Origin of the sequence: uncultured Aquimarina sp., assembly GCF_947492405.1 — a bacterium.
Taxonomy (GTDB): Bacteria; Bacteroidota; Bacteroidia; order Flavobacteriales; family Flavobacteriaceae; genus Aquimarina.
Genome location: NZ_CANLMP010000002.1, coordinates 855,501 through 873,176 on the forward strand (window position 1 = coordinate 855,501; position 17,676 = coordinate 873,176).

The following is a 17,676-nucleotide window of genomic DNA, read 5'->3' on the forward strand; positions in this document are numbered from 1 at the left end:
ATAAAAAATATTGACCAACATTATATATGAAAGTAAAAATCATAATTCTGGTGCTTACAATGGGGTTTATCTCCTGTAAACCTGAGCGAAAATCTGAGAATATAAACTCTAACTCAAAAAAAGATTTGGATACCGAAATCAAAGCTGTTCAAGATGAGAAAAGCGTCGAAAAAACACAACCGATACATGATACTATTGAACGTTTTTTTCCACTAGAAAAAGAAACTATCAAAAAAGATACTTTGATTCAGAATTTGGACATAAGAATTTCTATCGTTCAAAATTCTTTAGATTCATATGTAGTCGATGAATTTGACAGTGACGGAGTGAAAAATATTCATAAGTATCGTGATTCTGAACATCACTTGACTATAAACAAAGGCGCAAAAGTTCTAATCGATACAATATTTAAGAAAGACAAATTCGCAGAGAATGCTGGTCAACAGTTAATTGATATATCCAGGTTTCACGGATATTGGTTTAATAAAATTAAAGACGAACAGATCGAATTATTTGGTGTGATATCAAAACCTGAAGGAGGTGACTGGACATTTGCATTTAAACATTTATTTGATATAAGAACTGGTAGATTTGAAATAAAGGAATCAGTCGATGATGAAATGTAAAAGACTATACACGATATTATATATGAATACAGAGTAATTTAGTACTAAATCAACAGGTCATTTCCTTTTTGCTATCACACTAGATTTTTATAAATTAAGTAAGAAATAAAAATGCACAGATAAATCAATTGGCTTAAGCTTTCTTACCTTGCTTCAATTCATATATTTGGCTTTAAATCCTTAACTTTTGAAAAACTAAAAAATGAATCACAACATTCCAAACCCTAGTAAACAATTAGGAATTATTACAGAGTACTCATTGGGTTGGGAAACGATGTCTACTCATGAATTGGCACTAAACAAAGAATATATTTTTGTGACAGGGCAAAAAAATCATCAAGTAGCAAAACTCGATTACACGGGTAAATTGATTACTCATTATAAAATGCCAGAAGGTAGTGGACCTCACGGTATTTTGATTGATACCAAAGATCAATTATGGGTTTCCTTAGAATTCTTTGGAAAAGTAGTTAGACTAGACGATCATGGAGAAATAGTCGATGAGGTAGATGTAAATATACATTTAGAATCTGGTACGGTTATCAATCCTGCACCTCATGGAATTTGTTTAGACTCTGATGAAGAACACATTTGGTTTACTGGAAAAAGAACCAGTACAGTTGGTAAATTTAATATTGCAACAAAAAAAGTAGAACATTTCGAATTGCCCAATTTAGCTGCCCTACCCATCTTTTTACACGCAGGTGTTAACGGGACTATTTGGGGTACAGAACTACAGGGTAATGCTATTTTAAACGTAAATTCCTCTGGTCATGTTTTAGAGTATGGAATTCCTACTTCTAACAGCAGACCCATTGGTGTTATTCCAGGACCTACAGGAAAATATATGTGGTTTACAGAAGAAGCGGGAGTGAAAATCGGAAAGATAGATGCAAAAGGTACTATTACAGAGTTTTCTGTACCTGTTTTGCAAAAGAATCACATAGTAGCTTCATTAGCCTTTGACCAGGAAAATAATTTATGGGTACAAGTGTATGTAGATCATAATAGCCCAAATCCAAAAGGGAATGATTATGTTATAAAGTACGATAAGAGCATTGTAGCGGCAGAATCTTTGAACGATGTTCCTTTTGTATTACACTATTTACCAAGCAAAATGTCTATGATGCATAGAATAAAATTAGGAAAAGACGGAAATCTTTGGTTCACGGAGATGATGACAGATACTTTAGGTAAGATCGAGATATCTTAAAAAATTAAATATTAGACAAGGCAAATTTTAGAATTTGATTTTATAAAGTTGTTTATACTTTTAAAATGAAAAAATAAATAAAAAGTTTTGGCTAAGTACTTAAACGAAAATAAAACGCTAATTTAATCCCTTACTACCATATTCGGAACGTTGTACAACATTATGAAAAAAATATTTTTAAGCCTTATTTTGATTACGTTTTTGTCCAATTGTACTGGACAAACAAAAGATGTTCATAAATTAAAGAAAAGCGTTGACCAAAGCTGGATAAAAGAAAACCCATTAATACAAAAAACTAAACCTTCATTTTTTAATGAAATTAATCATTCCGAATTCTTGATTTTAGAATTGAATTTTAGTGGTAAAAGTATTCCTTTTGTTTGGGACTGTGACTTTTCTATTTTAAACTTTCTTTCTAATAAGGAATATTTAATAGAGAATAAAAATCATCAGTTTAACAACAAAAATCATACAATTTCAACCATAAAATGGACAGAGGAAATAAGTAGCCTACTATGGTTTAGGGATAAAATCCATAAATCGAAAGTTGATAACTGGCACTTAGAAAATTATTTCGATTGTGAAGGAATTATTTCTTTTCCCAATCTAAAATTCGAGAAAATATTCGAACTTAAAAATGCAAGAACTAATCTAGAAAAAGGTATAGCCATTATACCTTTTACAAGTGAAATTCAAAATATAGCATATAGTGAAATTGAGTTAATTTCTCAAACTGGACAATTGATGAAAGGAACTGGTTATGATATTAATGAAGACAAAGTAACTGATATATTTATTCATTATCAAGAATTAGATGATGAGGGATTTACGGGCTACAAAAGATTATACATAAATATTAACGGTAATTGGTCTTGTAAATGGATAGAATATTATGAAGAGTGCATATAAAAAAGTTGCATAACAACACCTATAATTAATGCTGGAATAGGTGATAGTGGAAATATTGGCTAGTTTATATTATCGAAAAAGCTTTTTCGTTATTTTTATCCGATCAAACTAAAAACAACTAAAACTTTTATTTGTGCTGGATTGAAATTCTCTGAATTTATGAACTACACTAATCATCAAATTTGGAACGTTTTACCTAAGCAAAAAATCAAAACAATAGACTAAAATTTTTGATGAAAACAATAATTAACTCTTTGAAAAATCATATTAGTTTTTCAAATTTTTGGGTTAGAAATGGCTTTATAATTGTAATAATTTCTGTTTTATCAAACCATCTTTTTGAGCCGGAAAATTTTCCGTTTAATAAAAACTACAAATTTCCTTTATTCCCTATTGTTGTATCAATAATTGCAGGAAGTCTGATAATTCTTATCGCTCGCTTTAATTTCAAATATTTTAAAACCAAATACTTCACTAAAGAAATTAACCCGCAGCTGCTATTCCGTTTCCTGTTTTCAACCTTAGGTTATATTACTATACTATATATCATTTTTTATTATGGCTTAAATGGTTTGATTAATGGAATTGAATCATACAATGCTTATAATCTACTAACGGGACTTTCAGTCTCTCTATTAATATGCACTCTCGGAATTACTCTTTTATTTTCAACTGATATCTATAGACTCCACAAACTTATCTCCATAAAAGGTACACTTAAAGTTCAACAAGGAGGGAAAATAACTTTAGTTAAATATCCTGAAATTGCTTATATATATAGTGAAAACAAAATAGTATATATTATAAAAACTGATGGAACTAAAATTCTTACGGATTTCACACTAAATGAAGTTGAAAGTAAAATAAGCGAACAAAGTTTTTATAGAGCAAATAGACAAATTATTCTTCATATCCATTCTATTGAACAAGTACGATCAATAGAAAACGGAAAATTATCTGTATTACTCAAACCTACAATTTCTGACAAAAAAGCTTTTCAAATAAATATTAGTAGGTACAAGAAACAATCATTTATGGATTGGTTTGAGAAAAAAATTTAATTTGAGTTGATTATTCAGTTATTATTTTGATACCATTCAGTTAAAATGATCGGTTAATCCCCGTTTTTATTGATTTATCGTTATTAATTCGTTTAAAACTAAAAACGATAAAAAAATGAATAAAACCTTTTTAACTACAAAATTAACACCAGTAATCGCTATAGTTCTTTGTTATATTTTATACCTATCAGGAAATTTTTATATGATTATAGCGGCTTTAATATTATTAATAGCAAGCGCAATAGAATACAAAAAGGAAATTTTTAGCTCTTTAGGTTTTCAGCGTAAAGGAATAAATATAAAAAATCTATTAATTGTAGCACCACTATTGGGTATCGTTATCTTCTTCTTTTATGGCTATGTAATGATGCCAAGTGTTACCTATCTTACGGGGCAACCTATAGACTTTTCTGTATTCGAACCCTATAAAGGGAACTTACCAGCGACACTAAGTTTATTTGCTCTTATTTGGGCTTCAGCTGCATTTGGCGAAGAAATTGTATTTAGAGGGTACCTAATGAGACAATTTACTAAGTTTTTTGGATCAAGTAAAATTAGCCTTGTTATTAACATTCTACTATTTGGATTTATTTTTGGCTATATACATGCATATCAAGGATTAAGTGGACAGATTTTATCTGGTATCACGGGTATGCTTTTAGCTATTATTTTTCATATCCGCAAGAACGATTTGTGGTTCAATATTGCTCTTCATGGGTTTATTGATACTGTTGCATTAGTATATATATATTATGGTTGGCTTTAAGTAATTAAAAAACAGTAAAGCTTATGTATAACCAGGTGTAAGGAAACATAGTTTTTTGTATTTAACGGAAAGGTTTGTGTTTGTTTATGAAGTCGCTAAATATAAAATCAGACATTCACGAAAAATGATAGAAGTAAAATATTTATATTTGGCTTAGCACCGATCCAAAACATGTCGCTTATTACCTGTTACTAATTTTCTTATACGAGACGTTGTAAAAAAGGTTCGATAAATATTTAGGTGTAGTCCTATTTCAAAAAAACTAAAACACAAATCAAGTATATATCAAAACCAACAAAATGAAAAAACCTGATATCATATCCGCAAATGTATTTTCGCTTGTTATTTTGCTCATTATTCCATTTCTTTTCTCTTGTACTAATTCTGATACTTCAGGAGGGATCCAATTTTCCTTTCCAACGGAACATTATGATGAAGCATTGGATGGAAGGTTAATTGTTTTGATTTCAAAACAAATCGAAACAGAACCTCGATTTCAACTTAGGGATGACTCCAAAACTTGTCAGGCCTTTGGAATGGATATTAACGACTGGAAACCTGAAGAGTCGCTGCAGTTTGACACAGAAGCATTCGGGTATCCAATTCGTAACTTTAAAGAGTTACCATCAGGTGAATTCTTCGTACAAGTCTTGTTTCACAAATACGAAACCTTTCAACGGGCGGATGGGCATATAGTGAAATTACCTATGGATAGAGGCGAAGGACAGCAGTGGAACAAAGCGCCGGGCAATCTCTATTCTACGCCTCAAAAAGTGACGATCAAGAATGGACAGTTTCCTGCTATAGCCATAAAACTGGATCAGAAAATACCTCCAATTCCCGAACCTGAGGATACAAAGTATGTAAAGCATATAAAAATTAAAAGCAAGTTGTTGAGTGATTTTTGGGGAAGAGATATGTATTTGGGAGCTCATATACTATTGCCTGAAGGATGGGAAACACACCCTAATGTTACATATCCACTCGCAATCATGCACGGGCATTTCCCGAAAGATTTTGGAGGGTTTCGAACGACTCCACCCGATCCTAATTTGAAGTCTGAATATAGCGAGCGTTTTAACGTTGAAGGGTATAATTTGATGGTTCAGCAGGAAGCATATGATTTTTATAAAACCTGGACAGGTCCTGATTTCCCTAGAGTCATTGCAATTAAAATCCAACACCCAACACCGTACTATGATGATTCATATGCTGTAAATAGTGCCGCTCAAGGGCCTTATGGAGATGCGATTACTTATGAGCTTATTCCGCATATTGAACAACAATTTAGAGGAATAGGAGAAGGTTGGTCACGATTTGTTTACGGAGGAAGTACAGGTGGATGGGAGTCTCTTGCTGTACAAGTAAAATATCCCAAAGAATATGGGATGTGTTTTGCCGCTTGTCCGGATCCAATTGATTTTAGAGCGTATTGTTTGGTGAATATATACGAAGACAAAAATGCATATTACAAAGAAGGTACGTTTAGAAAAACACTAGTTCCTGGTCATCGAGATTATTTGGGAAATGTAGATGCTAGCCTAAGAGATATGAATTATCGAGAATTAGTATTGGGCACAAAAGGTCGGTCAGGACAACAATGGGATATTTGGGAGGCGACGTATTCCCCAGTAAATGAAGAAGGCTATCCTAAAAGAATCTGGGATCGTCTAACTGGAGAAATAGATAAAGAAGTAGCTTCATATTGGAAAGAAAACTACGACCTCTCTTATATTTTGAAACGAGACTGGGCAAAAAACGGTAAGGATTGGGAAAATAAAATTCATTTGTATTGTGGTGATATGGACAATTATTATCTCAACAATGCAGTATATCTAGCCGAAGAAATCTTATCAGAAACCACTGCTCCCTATTATAATGGCGAAGTAGATTATGGTGATAGAGCAGAACATTGCTGGAACGGTGATCACGATAATGGAAATCATATTAGTAGGCTGCGATATCACCGTATGTTTATCAAAAAATATGTAGATAGGGTTCATAAAGTTGCTCCTAAAGATGCTGACTTGAAAAGTTGGAGGTATTGATTTTTTTATAGGTAAAAAATGTCAATGGCAAGGTGCCTTTTTGTAAAATGTATCATTACAGACTCATTGTAAATGCCTTAGTTTTAGTGAAACCAAATTCATTATAAAAAACCTCCAATTCCGGCTTTGTATTCAAAAATACTTGTTCGACATCCTGTACTTGATCTAATAGTTCATGAACAATACGTTTTCCCAAACCTCTTTTTCTGTAACTCTCATCAATCACGATATCGTCCAACATCGCACGATAAATTCCATCAGAAAGTGCTCGCCCAAATCCGATAAGTTGTTCCGTATCCGTATCTCGAACTACTACAAATACTTCCGTTTTTTGTAATAGCTTTTCAACACCTTCTAATGATCTGCTTTTTGCCCAACTGGTTTGTGCGAAAAGATGACTAAGCTCTCTGGCTTTCGGAAGTTTTTTGTTGTTAATAGTATACTGCATCACTTTTTTATAGAATAACAGATGTAAGCTAATATCGGCTACATACTACTTAACTTCTATTTCACTACCTCAATCCATTTACCTTTGGTACGCACTAGATAGTCATTATCATACATGGCTTCGGATTGAATACCTGGTAAATAATACTTTCCTAAATACGAAGCATTCAATAGTAATGTTACCGTTTTACTTTCTTTTGGCTTTAGATCAAAATAGAAATTAACACGATCATCTCGAATATCTGTATAGGTGACTTTGTTAGTCCTAAAAGATCCGAAATCGGTGAAACGAGTATTAACTACTTCCCATCCTGATGGGAAAATCTCTGTTAAGGCGATATCTTTTACATTACTTCCAGAAGTATTGGTTATCGTTACTTCTGCCACAAAATCGGTTCCTTGAGATAACTTAGTAACATCAATGATTCTTCCATCTCGATTTTTATAGTCAACAATCGCTTTAAAATTACTTTGTATTACTTTCTCCTCACCAACAGGTAGAATTCCGCTAGTTGCCAGTTGCACAAAAATGGTGTTATCCTTATTATTTTTTAGCAATAACTTATTATTTTTAGTAATAGATAATTCACCAGAAGACAGTAAAGTTTTATTGGTATTTGCACTATTGGATTTTCCATTAAGTGTGTAATTAACTTCTATTCCCTTCCCTCCTACATAGGTTGCATATTTAGCCATAGCCATTAAAGCGTATGAACTAGTTTGGGTACTCATCCAACGTTTTGAAGATAATTCTTTAGCCAATGCTTCTGCCACTTTTTGTGCTTTTGCTTTTTGATCTAACAACACCAATGTCTCTAACGCCATGGCTCGATTTCTGTTTGTAGATCCATAGGTATGGTAATAGTTTTTTCTTGGCTGAAAATCAATATTGGAACTATTCAATAATTTGTCGGCTGCACTCTTCTGTCCAATCAATCCATAGGCTGCTGCTAATCTTAATTTAGCATCGTTAGAAAGATTAGATGTCTCTCTTAGTCTATTCATAGATGACAAGTCAGGGCTTCCTGCTAAAGCTAGCGTATACAATCTATATGCTTGCGCAAGATCACTACCTCCGCTTCTCCATCGCTTTGCTTGTTGTTGTTGGTAATTAATCCAATTGCTTTTAAATCCAATTGGTAATACATATCCCTTTTTATTAGCTTCCAGTAAAAAGTGTCCCGCATAACTCGTTCCCCAATCATTGGCGTTACTGTATCCTGGCCAATATGACATTCCTCCATTGGGCTGGATAAAGCTTTTTAGCCTATAGATAGCAGCTTCCATATTACGCTGTATTTTATTTTTCTTCTCAGAAGGCAATGTAAATACATCCCCTAAATATAACTGCGGAAATGCTGCTGATGTAGTTTGCTCGACACACCCATGAGGATATCGAATCAAATACTTTAGTCTACCTTCAAAATTCATAGGTGGTAACGAAGAAAGTTCGATCGTAGTACTATTACTTCCATCCACCCCGAAAGATGCAAAATCTAACTCTTGCTCACTATTTGGTTCCAAAACTATCGAGGTGATCTCGGTAGTCATTGGGTTTGGATTGATAATATCAATAGGAATACTATAAGAAGCTTTTTCTCCATTTCCGCTAGCAACCACTTCTATATCTGTAATCGAAACTCCTTCTATCACTTCTATGTCAAAATAGACCATTTTTTCATCAGGTTGCGAAAAATTAAGACGCTGGCTGGTCTCTCCAACAACTGTAAATCCTTTATTAGGTTTTAGAGTCACATTCACATCCTTCACCTTGTTTTCCATGGCAAAAACGGTAACAGGAATTGTCACTTTTTCGCCTGGTGTAATTTTTCTAGGAATCGAGGTCAATACCATTAATGGTTTTCTTACAGGAGTGGTTTTTTCAACACTTCCGTACGCTGCATTTGTAGCGTCTGAAGCTACAATCATGGTTCTAACGGAACCAATATATTTTGGGATTTTGATTTTATGAGACTTCGTTTCTCCTTTTTTAAGTTCAAAAGGCCCTTTATAAACAACCATTGGTTTAAATCGATTTGCTTTTTTAGATTTACTACCACCAGCTTCTTCATCACCTCCGATGCTAAAGATTTGGTTAATACTTCCTCCGTATGCTCCAATTACATCATCATATACATCCCAGGTTTTTACTCCCAATGCTTCTCTGGCGTAGAAAGTATTCCAAGGATTAGGCGTTTTAAATCTTGTTAGGTCCAATAATCCTTCATCCACTATCGCTATAGAATAGGTCATCGCTTTTCCACTTGTTTCACTAATTTTTACACCAATTGTTTCTTCCGGACGTAAAACATCTGGCATTTTTACCACAGGTGTAACCCTAGTAGCAGGATTTTCTACAGAAATAGGTATCACACCATACAATCGTATGGGCAGATCGTTAGCGGTAGAACTATGTGGTTGTAATAAGGTGATATGTATATATACATTTGGTGTATACAGATCTTCTATTGGTAATTCGAATTTGGTTTCCCCTTTTTGTGGAGTTACCCATAATGAGGATAATACTTCAGTACCATTTTCTACGGTAACCAAAGCTCTTCCTCCTTCACTGGATGGAAATGTCACTGTTGCCGTTTCTCCAACATTGTACGTGCTTTTATCAGCAGAGAACATTAACATCGTTGCTGCAGATGGATCATTTTTATTAGCTCTACCAGCCCAACCTGGCCAATCTACATAAATTGCTTTACCGGTTGCATGACCATCATTTGGATCTACAACTCTTACCAGATATCGCCCCCATTCTGGATATTTAATTTCGAAATTAAAATTGGCTTTACCACTGTTATCAGTAGTTACTTTAGTTTTAAATACTTCATTACGATATGATCCTCGATTGTAAGAGGATAGATTATCTTCTGATGTATCCCACCACCATCTCCAGTTTACTTTATAAACATAAACTTCTAAGTCCTTAACAGATTTTGGATTCCCTTTTTTGTCCACAGAAACTACTTCAAAATTATGCTGCGTATCTGTAAGTAACATTCCTCTTGCTTTATCTCCTTTGGGAACATTTAATCCAATATAGGTTTCATAAGGTGAAAAGTCCTTCGAAATGACATCAGTACTAAAATCGCCTCCGGTTTCATACACTTTGGTTATAAATGAAGCCCTTAGCATTCCTGCTGCTTTACTTTCTAATGTTGGTTTCATAGAAAAGTTTACTTTTCCTTCTGAAGAAAGTTTACCTCTAAATACTTCTTGTTCATCTGTCCCAAATCTTCTTGATGGATCATCAAAAATATATCCTGGAAACGTTTTAAAACTGGTCCTCTTAGGGCTAAAACGAGCATTAATATCTGTTTGAAGATTTTTAGCTATTGCTCCATGTAACCACAATACCTCTAAATCGCCTGTTATACTTTTATTTGCCCCTAGTACTTCATCATCAAAATTTGCTTTAATTTTAAGACGGTTCGGTTTAATCGTTTCAATTTTTAATGATTTAGAAAAGCTTGCTCCACCAACATTTACTTTGGCCTGCCAGTTTCCGGTAGGTGCTTCATCAGAAGTTTCTACAATAAATTTATAGAAATTACCAATTCCTTCTGTCTTGGTTTCCTGGTGCACTACTTTTCCATAAGGATCCTTTAATTCAAATTTAACCGGATGTCCCTTTGGTAGTTTATTCGCATTATCATTAAGCATAAATGAAAGAAACAATGTATCTCCGGGACGCCAAACACCACGTTCTCCATAGATATATCCTTTAATTCCTTTTTGTAATCGTACTCCAGAAACATCAAATTTACTAACCGACAAAGCATTACCGTCATTCAATTTAACATAAGTTTGTTGCTTACCTGATGTAGCAATAGCAAAGAACGCGGGTTTATCTGCATCAAATCCTGACATACCCTGTGCATCTGTAGTAGCAACTCCTATTTCTTGTTGCTGATAGTTATAAAAGGCAACTTTTACATTAGGAATGGGGTTTGTAGTAAGGATATCATTAACAGTTACTATATATGAATTGTTTAATCCTTTTTTTATGACTACTCCCAGATTAGAGGCTAGTACATTTGCTGCAACCTTTTTATTTCTGTAAAATGAATTGCTACACGGATCATCTCTTTCATTCCAATCATAATCATAATACTCATCATAGTAATACTGAGAACTATCCCAGAAGCTAGATTCTTCTTCTTCCGCATCATAATTCTCCGAAAGTTCATCAATTGATGTTTCATCTGCTGCTACTCCATCACATTTATAAAGAGAATATGCTTTATTATACTTTAGTTCTACTCTATAAATAGCTCCTGGATCGGGCGAAATCAATTCTTTTAGATCTATGGCAAAAGCGTTCCATTTACTTAAATTTAGAGAGGCATTTTCCTGGAGGTTGATCAGTTTTTTAGCAACTGGTCTAGCCACGCTTCTTAAGTTATTCGATCCGTCGAGGTTGTTATTCTGTAAAAATTGCAACACATTATTCTCAAATACTTTAACAACCTGAACCTCCACTGCTCGGAGGTTTATTGCTTCGAAATTAAATTTTAGATTCTCTGAAGTTGGTAAAATCACCCCACTCTGTAATAATTTAACTTCTGGTTTGGGTTGCTGAAACGAAATATTCTCAGAATAGGTATTCTTTAGTTTGTAGTTGTCGATACTTTTAATTCCTTCAAAAACCGTTACCTCTAATGTTCCTTTTAGTTCCTGTTTTGGATATACTTTCAGGTTCTGGCCTTTTACTGTATATTTTAGATCTTTTGCTCCTGCTATGGTTACTAAACCATCAAAGTTTTGATTTTTTTTCAATGGATCCGAAAAATTGATCTCTACATATTGTCCTTGGAAGGTAGAAACAGAAACGCTTATTACAGAAAAGTTATTCTTTCCTGGCACCATCAAAACATCCTCTCCTTCTGTATCTATATCAAATGATTTTCCTGACCATTTTATGGCTACTTCCGAATCTTCTTCAAAACGCTGTATGCTGTCTATTCTAAAACTAAACTGACGGCTTTTATCAAGTGATTCTCCAAAAGTCACTGATACATCTTTACCTTTTTGGGTAGCTGTAATTAATTGTTTTGCTGTATCGAAACTTAATTGATCACTCGAAGAAATTGTTCCATTAACATATTGCCAATCCTTACTGTAGGATTGGAGATTATCTGTAATTATTGAAAATTGTTGCTTTAAGGTCTTAACGCTAAAAACAAATTCATCATCTAGGTCTTCTTTTAGATCTTTGACCAATCCTTCTAAATTCAACGTAAATGTGTATTCCGTGTCTTCTTTAAAACCTCTTTCTGGCTGAAAAGCAATAGTTTGATTATTTACAGCAAATACTCTTCCTTTTACACTAGGTGAAACTGAAAGCACTTTATCAGAAAGCTCTTGGTTATCGTCCCAACCTTCTACCGGTGTCTGCAAAACAACATACACATTATCTAGAACCGAAATTACTCCAGTAGATACATCCGAAATATACTCTTGATATTTATTAAGTTCTGAGGCATTTGCTTCTGCTATAGCTTTGGCATCTTTCTTTTTACAAGAAAAAACAAATACAATACATAAGAGAAGATACAGGATACGTGATAATCGCATATTGAATGATTTTAGTTGATCTTATAAATGTAAGACATTTTTAAACGAGGTTATCCCCTGAAAATAGTGAATTTTGGATTTTAATTAAAAAGAAGAGTTTATCTAGAGATTCATCGTTGGGTGATATGTATAATGATAAAGGAGAAATATATATGCACTTAATGTAAAAGGCGAGGTATTTTTGTTGCATAAATCAAGAATACCAACATTTACACATATAATAAAAAGCATTATGAAAAATTCAATTGCTTTCCTTACCGTTTTGATAGTAAGTTCTCTAGCCATAGCTAAAACAATAGATAGCGACTCCTTATTTAGACCAAAGCAGGGTAAGTTTAATAAAGAATTTATTAAAACCAAAGAAATATCCAATATGAAAACGACAGATCGAAATATCAGGATTCCTAATAATCAAGAAAGTACCGAAAGCATAAGGCTGCTCCGTAATGCAACTCTTGTTATAAACTTTGGTGGAAAAAAACTACTTATAGATCCTATGTTTGCTGAAAAAGGAGCATTTCCTGCATTTGATGGAGCCGGAAATGATTTCAGAAACCCAATGGTTGATTTACCAATCAGTGAAAGAGAAATTAAAAATATTGTAGATGAAACAGATGCTGTTTTTGTTACTCATACTCACCTAGATCACTGGGATCCAAAGGCACAACAATTAATACCTAAGGACAAGTTGATATTTGTTCAGCCGTCCGATGAAGAATTGATTAGGAGCCAAGGTTTTACAAACGTAAAAGTGATTCAAAAAGAAACGATCTGGGAAGAAATTACCTTATCAAGAACTGGAGGACAACACGGTTTTGGTAAAGTAGGTGAACTTATGGGAGAAGTTTCGGGTTTTGTTTTCGCTACATCAAATAAAAAAATATATGTTGCAGGAGACACCAGATGGGCAAAAGAAGTAAAATCCACAATATCGCAATATAATCCTGATATCATTGTATTAAATGCTGGTGGCGCACAATTCATTGAAGGCAATAAAAAGGGAGATCCAATTACAATGACTCCAGAAGACATCATAGAGGTTCATAAAAATGCCACTAATGCCGAGATATTAACTGTACATATGAACACATTAAACCATTGCTTCATTAAAAGAAAAGATCTTAAAAAGCAACTTATCAAAGAAGGGGTTGAGCAATTAATCCAGATACCTGAAGATGGTGAAACGTTTATAATCAATTGACAAACTTTCAATTCTTTATATCCATAGAGGCTATATGTCCTTTATGGGTATTTAATTATATTATGATTTAATCGAGCTATTTTTATAAAAATCAATTAAAGCAATTCTTCCTTGAAAAAACCTAAAGGTTAAATGCACTACATTTCCGCCATTATCTTCTAAAGATATCGCTTTATTAAGTTCAAAATCGTACGGTTGATCCTTTCCTCCTTCGATAGCAATATTATCAGCATATAAACTCAATCCTTTATCAGGTTTCAATACAGGTTCTATTTTACCGGAGATACCGGGAATATGACCTGATTTATTGATAATAACCGACCCTGAATTATTCGACTTTTCAATAGTAACTTTAATATCTTCCTTTGGATTCATACTATGGAAAATTACAGCCGGATATTCTGAATGTGCGATAAGTACAGTATATAGCTTCCTGGTTCTAATTACAAAATGTGCTAATCCATTCTCATCCGTAAACCCTTCTAAATAGGTCGAATTATTTGCTACTAGTACCACTTTAGCATGTTTGACCAATTGGTTTTTTTCATCCACCACTTTAATGGTAAAAATAAAAGGCTTGGGATTAATCATAGTAGAGAGTTTCGACCATCGGTTTCTGAAAAATGTTTGATCCTTCTTTAACTTATTTTCGATAAGAATGGCTAATTCTTCTGGAGTCTTATTTTCCAGATTGATATAACCGATCGTTTTGAGAATTCCGGGAATTTCTGTATTATCGAATCTAGCAGGTAATATATATTCTCTGCTTTCCTGAAATGCTCTTGCTTGCATCGAAACTCTCTCATGATTTGTCCATAATTTTTTATTATAAAAACTGGATACAAAAAGTACCGTATATCTTGCTTTATTTTGATAGATCTCTGACAAATATTCGTATAAGTTTTTTCCCCACAAATTAGCCTCCTCAAACAGATCATAAAACACTTTGATACCTTTTGTTTTCAAGCTATTTGCCACTTCCTCCACATATGCCCTATTCTCTCCTGCAAAAGATAAAGCAACATCATATTCATAACTTTTATTCTTCATCACTGACTATTTTTTTAACCTAAATCTGACCTATTACAAAATTACTTCCTTTATTTGGAATTATTCCATTTTTTATTGGAAATATTCCAACAAAAGTTTTACTTTTAAACCGTAAAAATTACACGTTTTGGAGCCAAAAAAACATTTAAAAGGAAGAGGGGCACAGGAAAAAGTACATAATCGTTTTTCTGTTAACAACTACGAATTAAGGGATGATTTTCTTAATTACCTTCAAAAAGAGGGAGAGTCTATACATGACTATAAAACCACTTTTATCGAGACTTTTCCTAAAACGATCGTGAACAAAGTGAGTAGTCCTGATGTTGGTATGATGTATTCTCTAAATCCATATCAAGGATGTGAACATGGATGTGTATATTGTTATGCTAGAAACTCTCACGAATATTGGGGTTATGGAGCGGGATTGGATTTTGAAAGTAAAATTTTAGTTAAAAAAAATGCTCCTGAGCTATTGGATAAAAAACTAAAAAGTAAAAACTGGAAAGCATATCCCATTGCGCTCTCAGGGAATACCGATTGTTATCAACCAGCAGAAAAAAAACTTAAAATTACTAGACAGCTTCTGGAAATATTTCTAAAGTATCGACATCCTGTCGGAATCATTACCAAAAATGCACTTATATTAAGGGATCTAGATATTCTTTCTAAACTTGCAGAAAATAATCTGGTATCTGTGTTTTTATCTATAACATCACTTAATGAAGAAACAAGAAGAATATTAGAACCCAGAACGGCTAGTATCAAAAAACGATTAGAAACCTTAGAAAAACTAAATGAATCTGGTGTACCGACTAATGTGATGATGGCTCCAATTATTCCATCTATCAATAATCATGAAATACTAAGTCTTTCTAAAGAAGTTTCAAAACGTGGAGCTAAAAGTATAGGATACACGGTTGTAAGATTAAACGGTGCTATAGGACAGATTTTTACTAAATGGCTAGAAAACACACTTCCCGATCGCAAAGACAAAATTTTACACCAAATTATGGAATGTCATCAAGGGAACCTTAATGATAGTGAATTCGGAAGAAGAATGAAAGGATCCGGAAAAATTGCTGATCAGATTCATCAGATGTTCGCTATTGCCAGAAAAAAGTACTTCACAAAAGAAAACAGAACATCCTTAAATTGCAATTTGCATCAATCTTATAAAGATGGTCAATTGAAGTTATTTTAGTAATTTGTATAAAGTCTTTTAAATAGAATTTTTAGCTCCAGATATATTGGATATTATCACCAAGAAATATAAAATAAGTTCAAAAAAATAACTAAAGAAATCAAAATACGAGTAAACTAATTCTATTAAAAAATCATCTACAAAAACTAGACTACGGAAGGATAATCTTGAAATAAACTACTGGTTTTTATTGTTCAAAAACAAGGTTAATCATACTATTGGAAAAGAGTAATTGAATTATATAACAAAACCATCCAGAATAATCATTTATATAGAGATCTGGATGATTTTGCAAAAATTTATTAGCGTTAATAATTAAACAATAAGATCTCCAAGTATCTCATAACATTTATCAATCATCCAATCATTACCATCTCTTTCGGCAGTTGCAACGCAGTCGTCAATAACATCACCGCCATTTACTTTTTTAGTTATACTTTTTGACATTTCATAACATCTAAGTTTATCTAAACTAAAATTCTTCATAAATTAAAATTTAATTTGTGATACCTACTCTTTTATTTTGGTTTTCGGCTTCCCCAAAATTAATTGTAATCGATTAACTTTTATAAATTAAATTACTAAAAGCTATTATCCATGATATGCTTATTCTTTAATTATCTAATAAATATCCGAATCCGGTATTTGAATCATATCCCCCTCTTACAGTTCTCGTTTCACTAATAGTCATATCAATACCTCCTACCTGAATTCCGTATGTTTCCGTATAGGTAATTTCAAAATAATACACGCCATCAGCATAACCTCGCTGAGACCAAGATACTTGTTCCCATTCATGACCCAACGTAAGCCCATTTAATTGACTATTTACGTTAGTTAAATTGTTATTACTATCCCAAGCTAATCCAACTTGTATACTATTATAAGGAAGATAAGATTGATCAAAAGAACCATCTCCAGAATCCGGGAATAGTGGACTGTCAATTGGAAAATTACTTTTTTGCAACAATAGATTATCTTCTAGAGATTTTCTCCTGTCGCTCTGAAAAATTAGCTCTTTCCAATCTTCTTCTTGTATGTTCTTTCCTAAAATACTTTGAATAAAAAGCTTGTCAAAACCAGTTTTGGTTTCGACATTATCAAGAAACAAGCTAGCATCCGCTACAGAAGAAAATTTAATCACGTCCAAGTCATTCTTAGCTTCATCTCTTAAAGTTAGATTATAATCCGCCATAAACTTGGAAAGCTCATCATCAATTATATTTTGGTCTTCCAACGGTTCTTGTTTTTCACAACTGATTGCTAAAGAAAATGAGAGTAATAAAAAAAGAATTCTAACTTCTTTGTTTGATTTCATGATTTTTTAATTTTTAAGTAGGTTTTAATAGTACAGAAGTGGTTTTTATTTCTTCAGAAGGTATTGAACCTAGATTTAAATCTTCTAATAATGTAGATATGTTCTAAAACCTTGGTATTTGTAATTCTCTAAAAAAACAAATAAAAAACTAATTAACAAACACTTATAACTATTAAACCTGTTATTAATATGATATAAAAATAGTTCTTTATCCTTCTTACTAACCCACCCTATTTGGGCAGTTTTGATA

Annotated in this window: 13 protein-coding genes; 8 read left to right on the plus strand and 5 right to left on the minus strand. The window is 33.0% G+C overall.

Annotated elements, in window-relative coordinates; translation table 11 throughout:
- Positions 1 to 26: 26 nt before the first annotated feature.
- The 6 genes from Q0829_RS09985 to Q0829_RS10010 all read left to right on the plus strand — a co-directional run bounded on the left by Q0829_RS09985 (position 27) and on the right by Q0829_RS10010 (position 6,623).
- Positions 27 to 626: a DUF4738 domain-containing protein gene (locus Q0829_RS09985; RefSeq protein WP_298542027.1), complete on the plus strand. Its 600-nt coding sequence runs from the start codon at positions 27 to 29 to the stop codon at positions 624 to 626.
- A gap of 202 nt (positions 627 to 828) precedes the next feature.
- Positions 829 to 1,839, plus strand: coding sequence for a hypothetical protein (locus tag Q0829_RS09990; protein ID WP_298542028.1), 1,011 nt, complete (start codon positions 829 to 831; stop codon positions 1,837 to 1,839).
- A gap of 162 nt (positions 1,840 to 2,001) precedes the next feature.
- Positions 2,002 to 2,748 carry a hypothetical protein gene (locus tag Q0829_RS09995; protein WP_298542029.1) on the plus strand — a complete coding sequence of 249 codons (747 nt, stop codon included), beginning with the start codon at positions 2,002 to 2,004 and terminating at the stop codon, positions 2,746 to 2,748.
- 233 nt (positions 2,749 to 2,981) lie between these two features.
- Entirely contained in the window at positions 2,982 to 3,809 is an 828-nt protein-coding gene (locus Q0829_RS10000; protein WP_298542030.1) for a LytTR family DNA-binding domain-containing protein, read from the plus strand.
- 115 nt (positions 3,810 to 3,924) lie between these two features.
- Complete coding sequence (locus Q0829_RS10005; protein WP_298542031.1) at positions 3,925 to 4,575, plus strand: CPBP family intramembrane glutamic endopeptidase; 651 nt, start codon at positions 3,925 to 3,927, stop codon at positions 4,573 to 4,575.
- A 299-nt stretch (positions 4,576 to 4,874) separates the two neighbouring features.
- Entirely contained in the window at positions 4,875 to 6,623 is a 1,749-nt protein-coding gene (locus Q0829_RS10010) for an alpha/beta hydrolase-fold protein (RefSeq protein ID WP_298542032.1), read from the plus strand.
- 55 nt (positions 6,624 to 6,678) lie between these two features.
- On the opposite strand, the gene Q0829_RS10015 is transcribed toward Q0829_RS10010, so the two are convergent.
- Entirely contained in the window at positions 6,679 to 7,071 is a 393-nt protein-coding gene (locus tag Q0829_RS10015; protein ID WP_298542033.1) for a GNAT family N-acetyltransferase, read from the minus strand.
- Between the two features lie 56 nt (positions 7,072 to 7,127).
- Complete coding sequence (locus Q0829_RS10020; protein ID WP_298542034.1) at positions 7,128 to 12,656, minus strand: MG2 domain-containing protein; 5,529 nt, start codon at positions 12,654 to 12,656, stop codon at positions 7,128 to 7,130.
- A 232-nt stretch (positions 12,657 to 12,888) separates the two neighbouring features.
- Between Q0829_RS10020 and Q0829_RS10025 the strand changes: the two genes are divergently transcribed.
- Positions 12,889 to 13,857: an MBL fold metallo-hydrolase gene (locus Q0829_RS10025; protein ID WP_298542036.1), complete on the plus strand. Its 969-nt coding sequence runs from the start codon at positions 12,889 to 12,891 to the stop codon at positions 13,855 to 13,857.
- Positions 13,858 to 13,917: 60 nt separating this feature from the next.
- Here the strand turns inward: Q0829_RS10025 and Q0829_RS10030 are convergent, their stop codons facing one another.
- The gene (locus tag Q0829_RS10030; RefSeq protein WP_298542037.1) at positions 13,918 to 14,907 is read right to left on the minus strand and encodes a TIR domain-containing protein; all 990 of its coding nucleotides are present in this window, start codon (positions 14,905 to 14,907) and stop codon (positions 13,918 to 13,920) included.
- Between the two features lie 127 nt (positions 14,908 to 15,034).
- Between Q0829_RS10030 and Q0829_RS10035 the strand changes: the two genes are divergently transcribed.
- A complete protein-coding gene (locus Q0829_RS10035; RefSeq protein WP_298542039.1) occupies positions 15,035 to 16,108 on the plus strand; it encodes a PA0069 family radical SAM protein in 1,074 nt (357 codons plus the stop codon).
- Positions 16,109 to 16,423: 315 nt separating this feature from the next.
- On the opposite strand, the gene Q0829_RS10040 is transcribed toward Q0829_RS10035, so the two are convergent.
- Positions 16,424 to 16,594: a hypothetical protein gene (locus tag Q0829_RS10040; protein WP_298542041.1), complete on the minus strand. Its 171-nt coding sequence runs from the start codon at positions 16,592 to 16,594 to the stop codon at positions 16,424 to 16,426.
- A gap of 127 nt (positions 16,595 to 16,721) precedes the next feature.
- Positions 16,722 to 17,426, minus strand: a complete 705-nt coding sequence (locus Q0829_RS10045) for a hypothetical protein (RefSeq protein ID WP_298542043.1) — start codon at positions 17,424 to 17,426, stop codon at positions 16,722 to 16,724.
- Positions 17,427 to 17,676 lie beyond the last annotated feature (250 nt).

Coding starts and splice junctions, on each gene's coding strand:
- Q0829_RS10000 (WP_298542030.1), top strand. CDS start 2,982: ATGAAAACAATAATTAACTCTTTGAAAAATCATATTAGTTTTTCAAAT.
- Q0829_RS10045 (WP_298542043.1), bottom strand. CDS start 17,426: ATGAAATCAAACAAAGAAGTTAGAATTCTTTTTTTATTACTCTCATTT.
- Q0829_RS10020 (WP_298542034.1), bottom strand. CDS start 12,656: ATGCGATTATCACGTATCCTGTATCTTCTCTTATGTATTGTATTTGTT.
- Q0829_RS10005 (WP_298542031.1), top strand. CDS start 3,925: ATGAATAAAACCTTTTTAACTACAAAATTAACACCAGTAATCGCTATA.
- Q0829_RS10030 (WP_298542037.1), bottom strand. CDS start 14,907: ATGAAGAATAAAAGTTATGAATATGATGTTGCTTTATCTTTTGCAGGA.
- Q0829_RS09985 (WP_298542027.1), top strand. CDS start 27: ATGAAAGTAAAAATCATAATTCTGGTGCTTACAATGGGGTTTATCTCC.
- Q0829_RS09990 (WP_298542028.1), top strand. CDS start 829: ATGAATCACAACATTCCAAACCCTAGTAAACAATTAGGAATTATTACA.
- Q0829_RS09995 (WP_298542029.1), top strand. CDS start 2,002: ATGAAAAAAATATTTTTAAGCCTTATTTTGATTACGTTTTTGTCCAAT.
- Q0829_RS10025 (WP_298542036.1), top strand. CDS start 12,889: ATGAAAAATTCAATTGCTTTCCTTACCGTTTTGATAGTAAGTTCTCTA.
- Q0829_RS10015 (WP_298542033.1), bottom strand. CDS start 7,071: ATGCAGTATACTATTAACAACAAAAAACTTCCGAAAGCCAGAGAGCTT.
- Q0829_RS10040 (WP_298542041.1), bottom strand. CDS start 16,594: ATGAAGAATTTTAGTTTAGATAAACTTAGATGTTATGAAATGTCAAAA.
- Q0829_RS10010 (WP_298542032.1), top strand. CDS start 4,875: ATGAAAAAACCTGATATCATATCCGCAAATGTATTTTCGCTTGTTATT.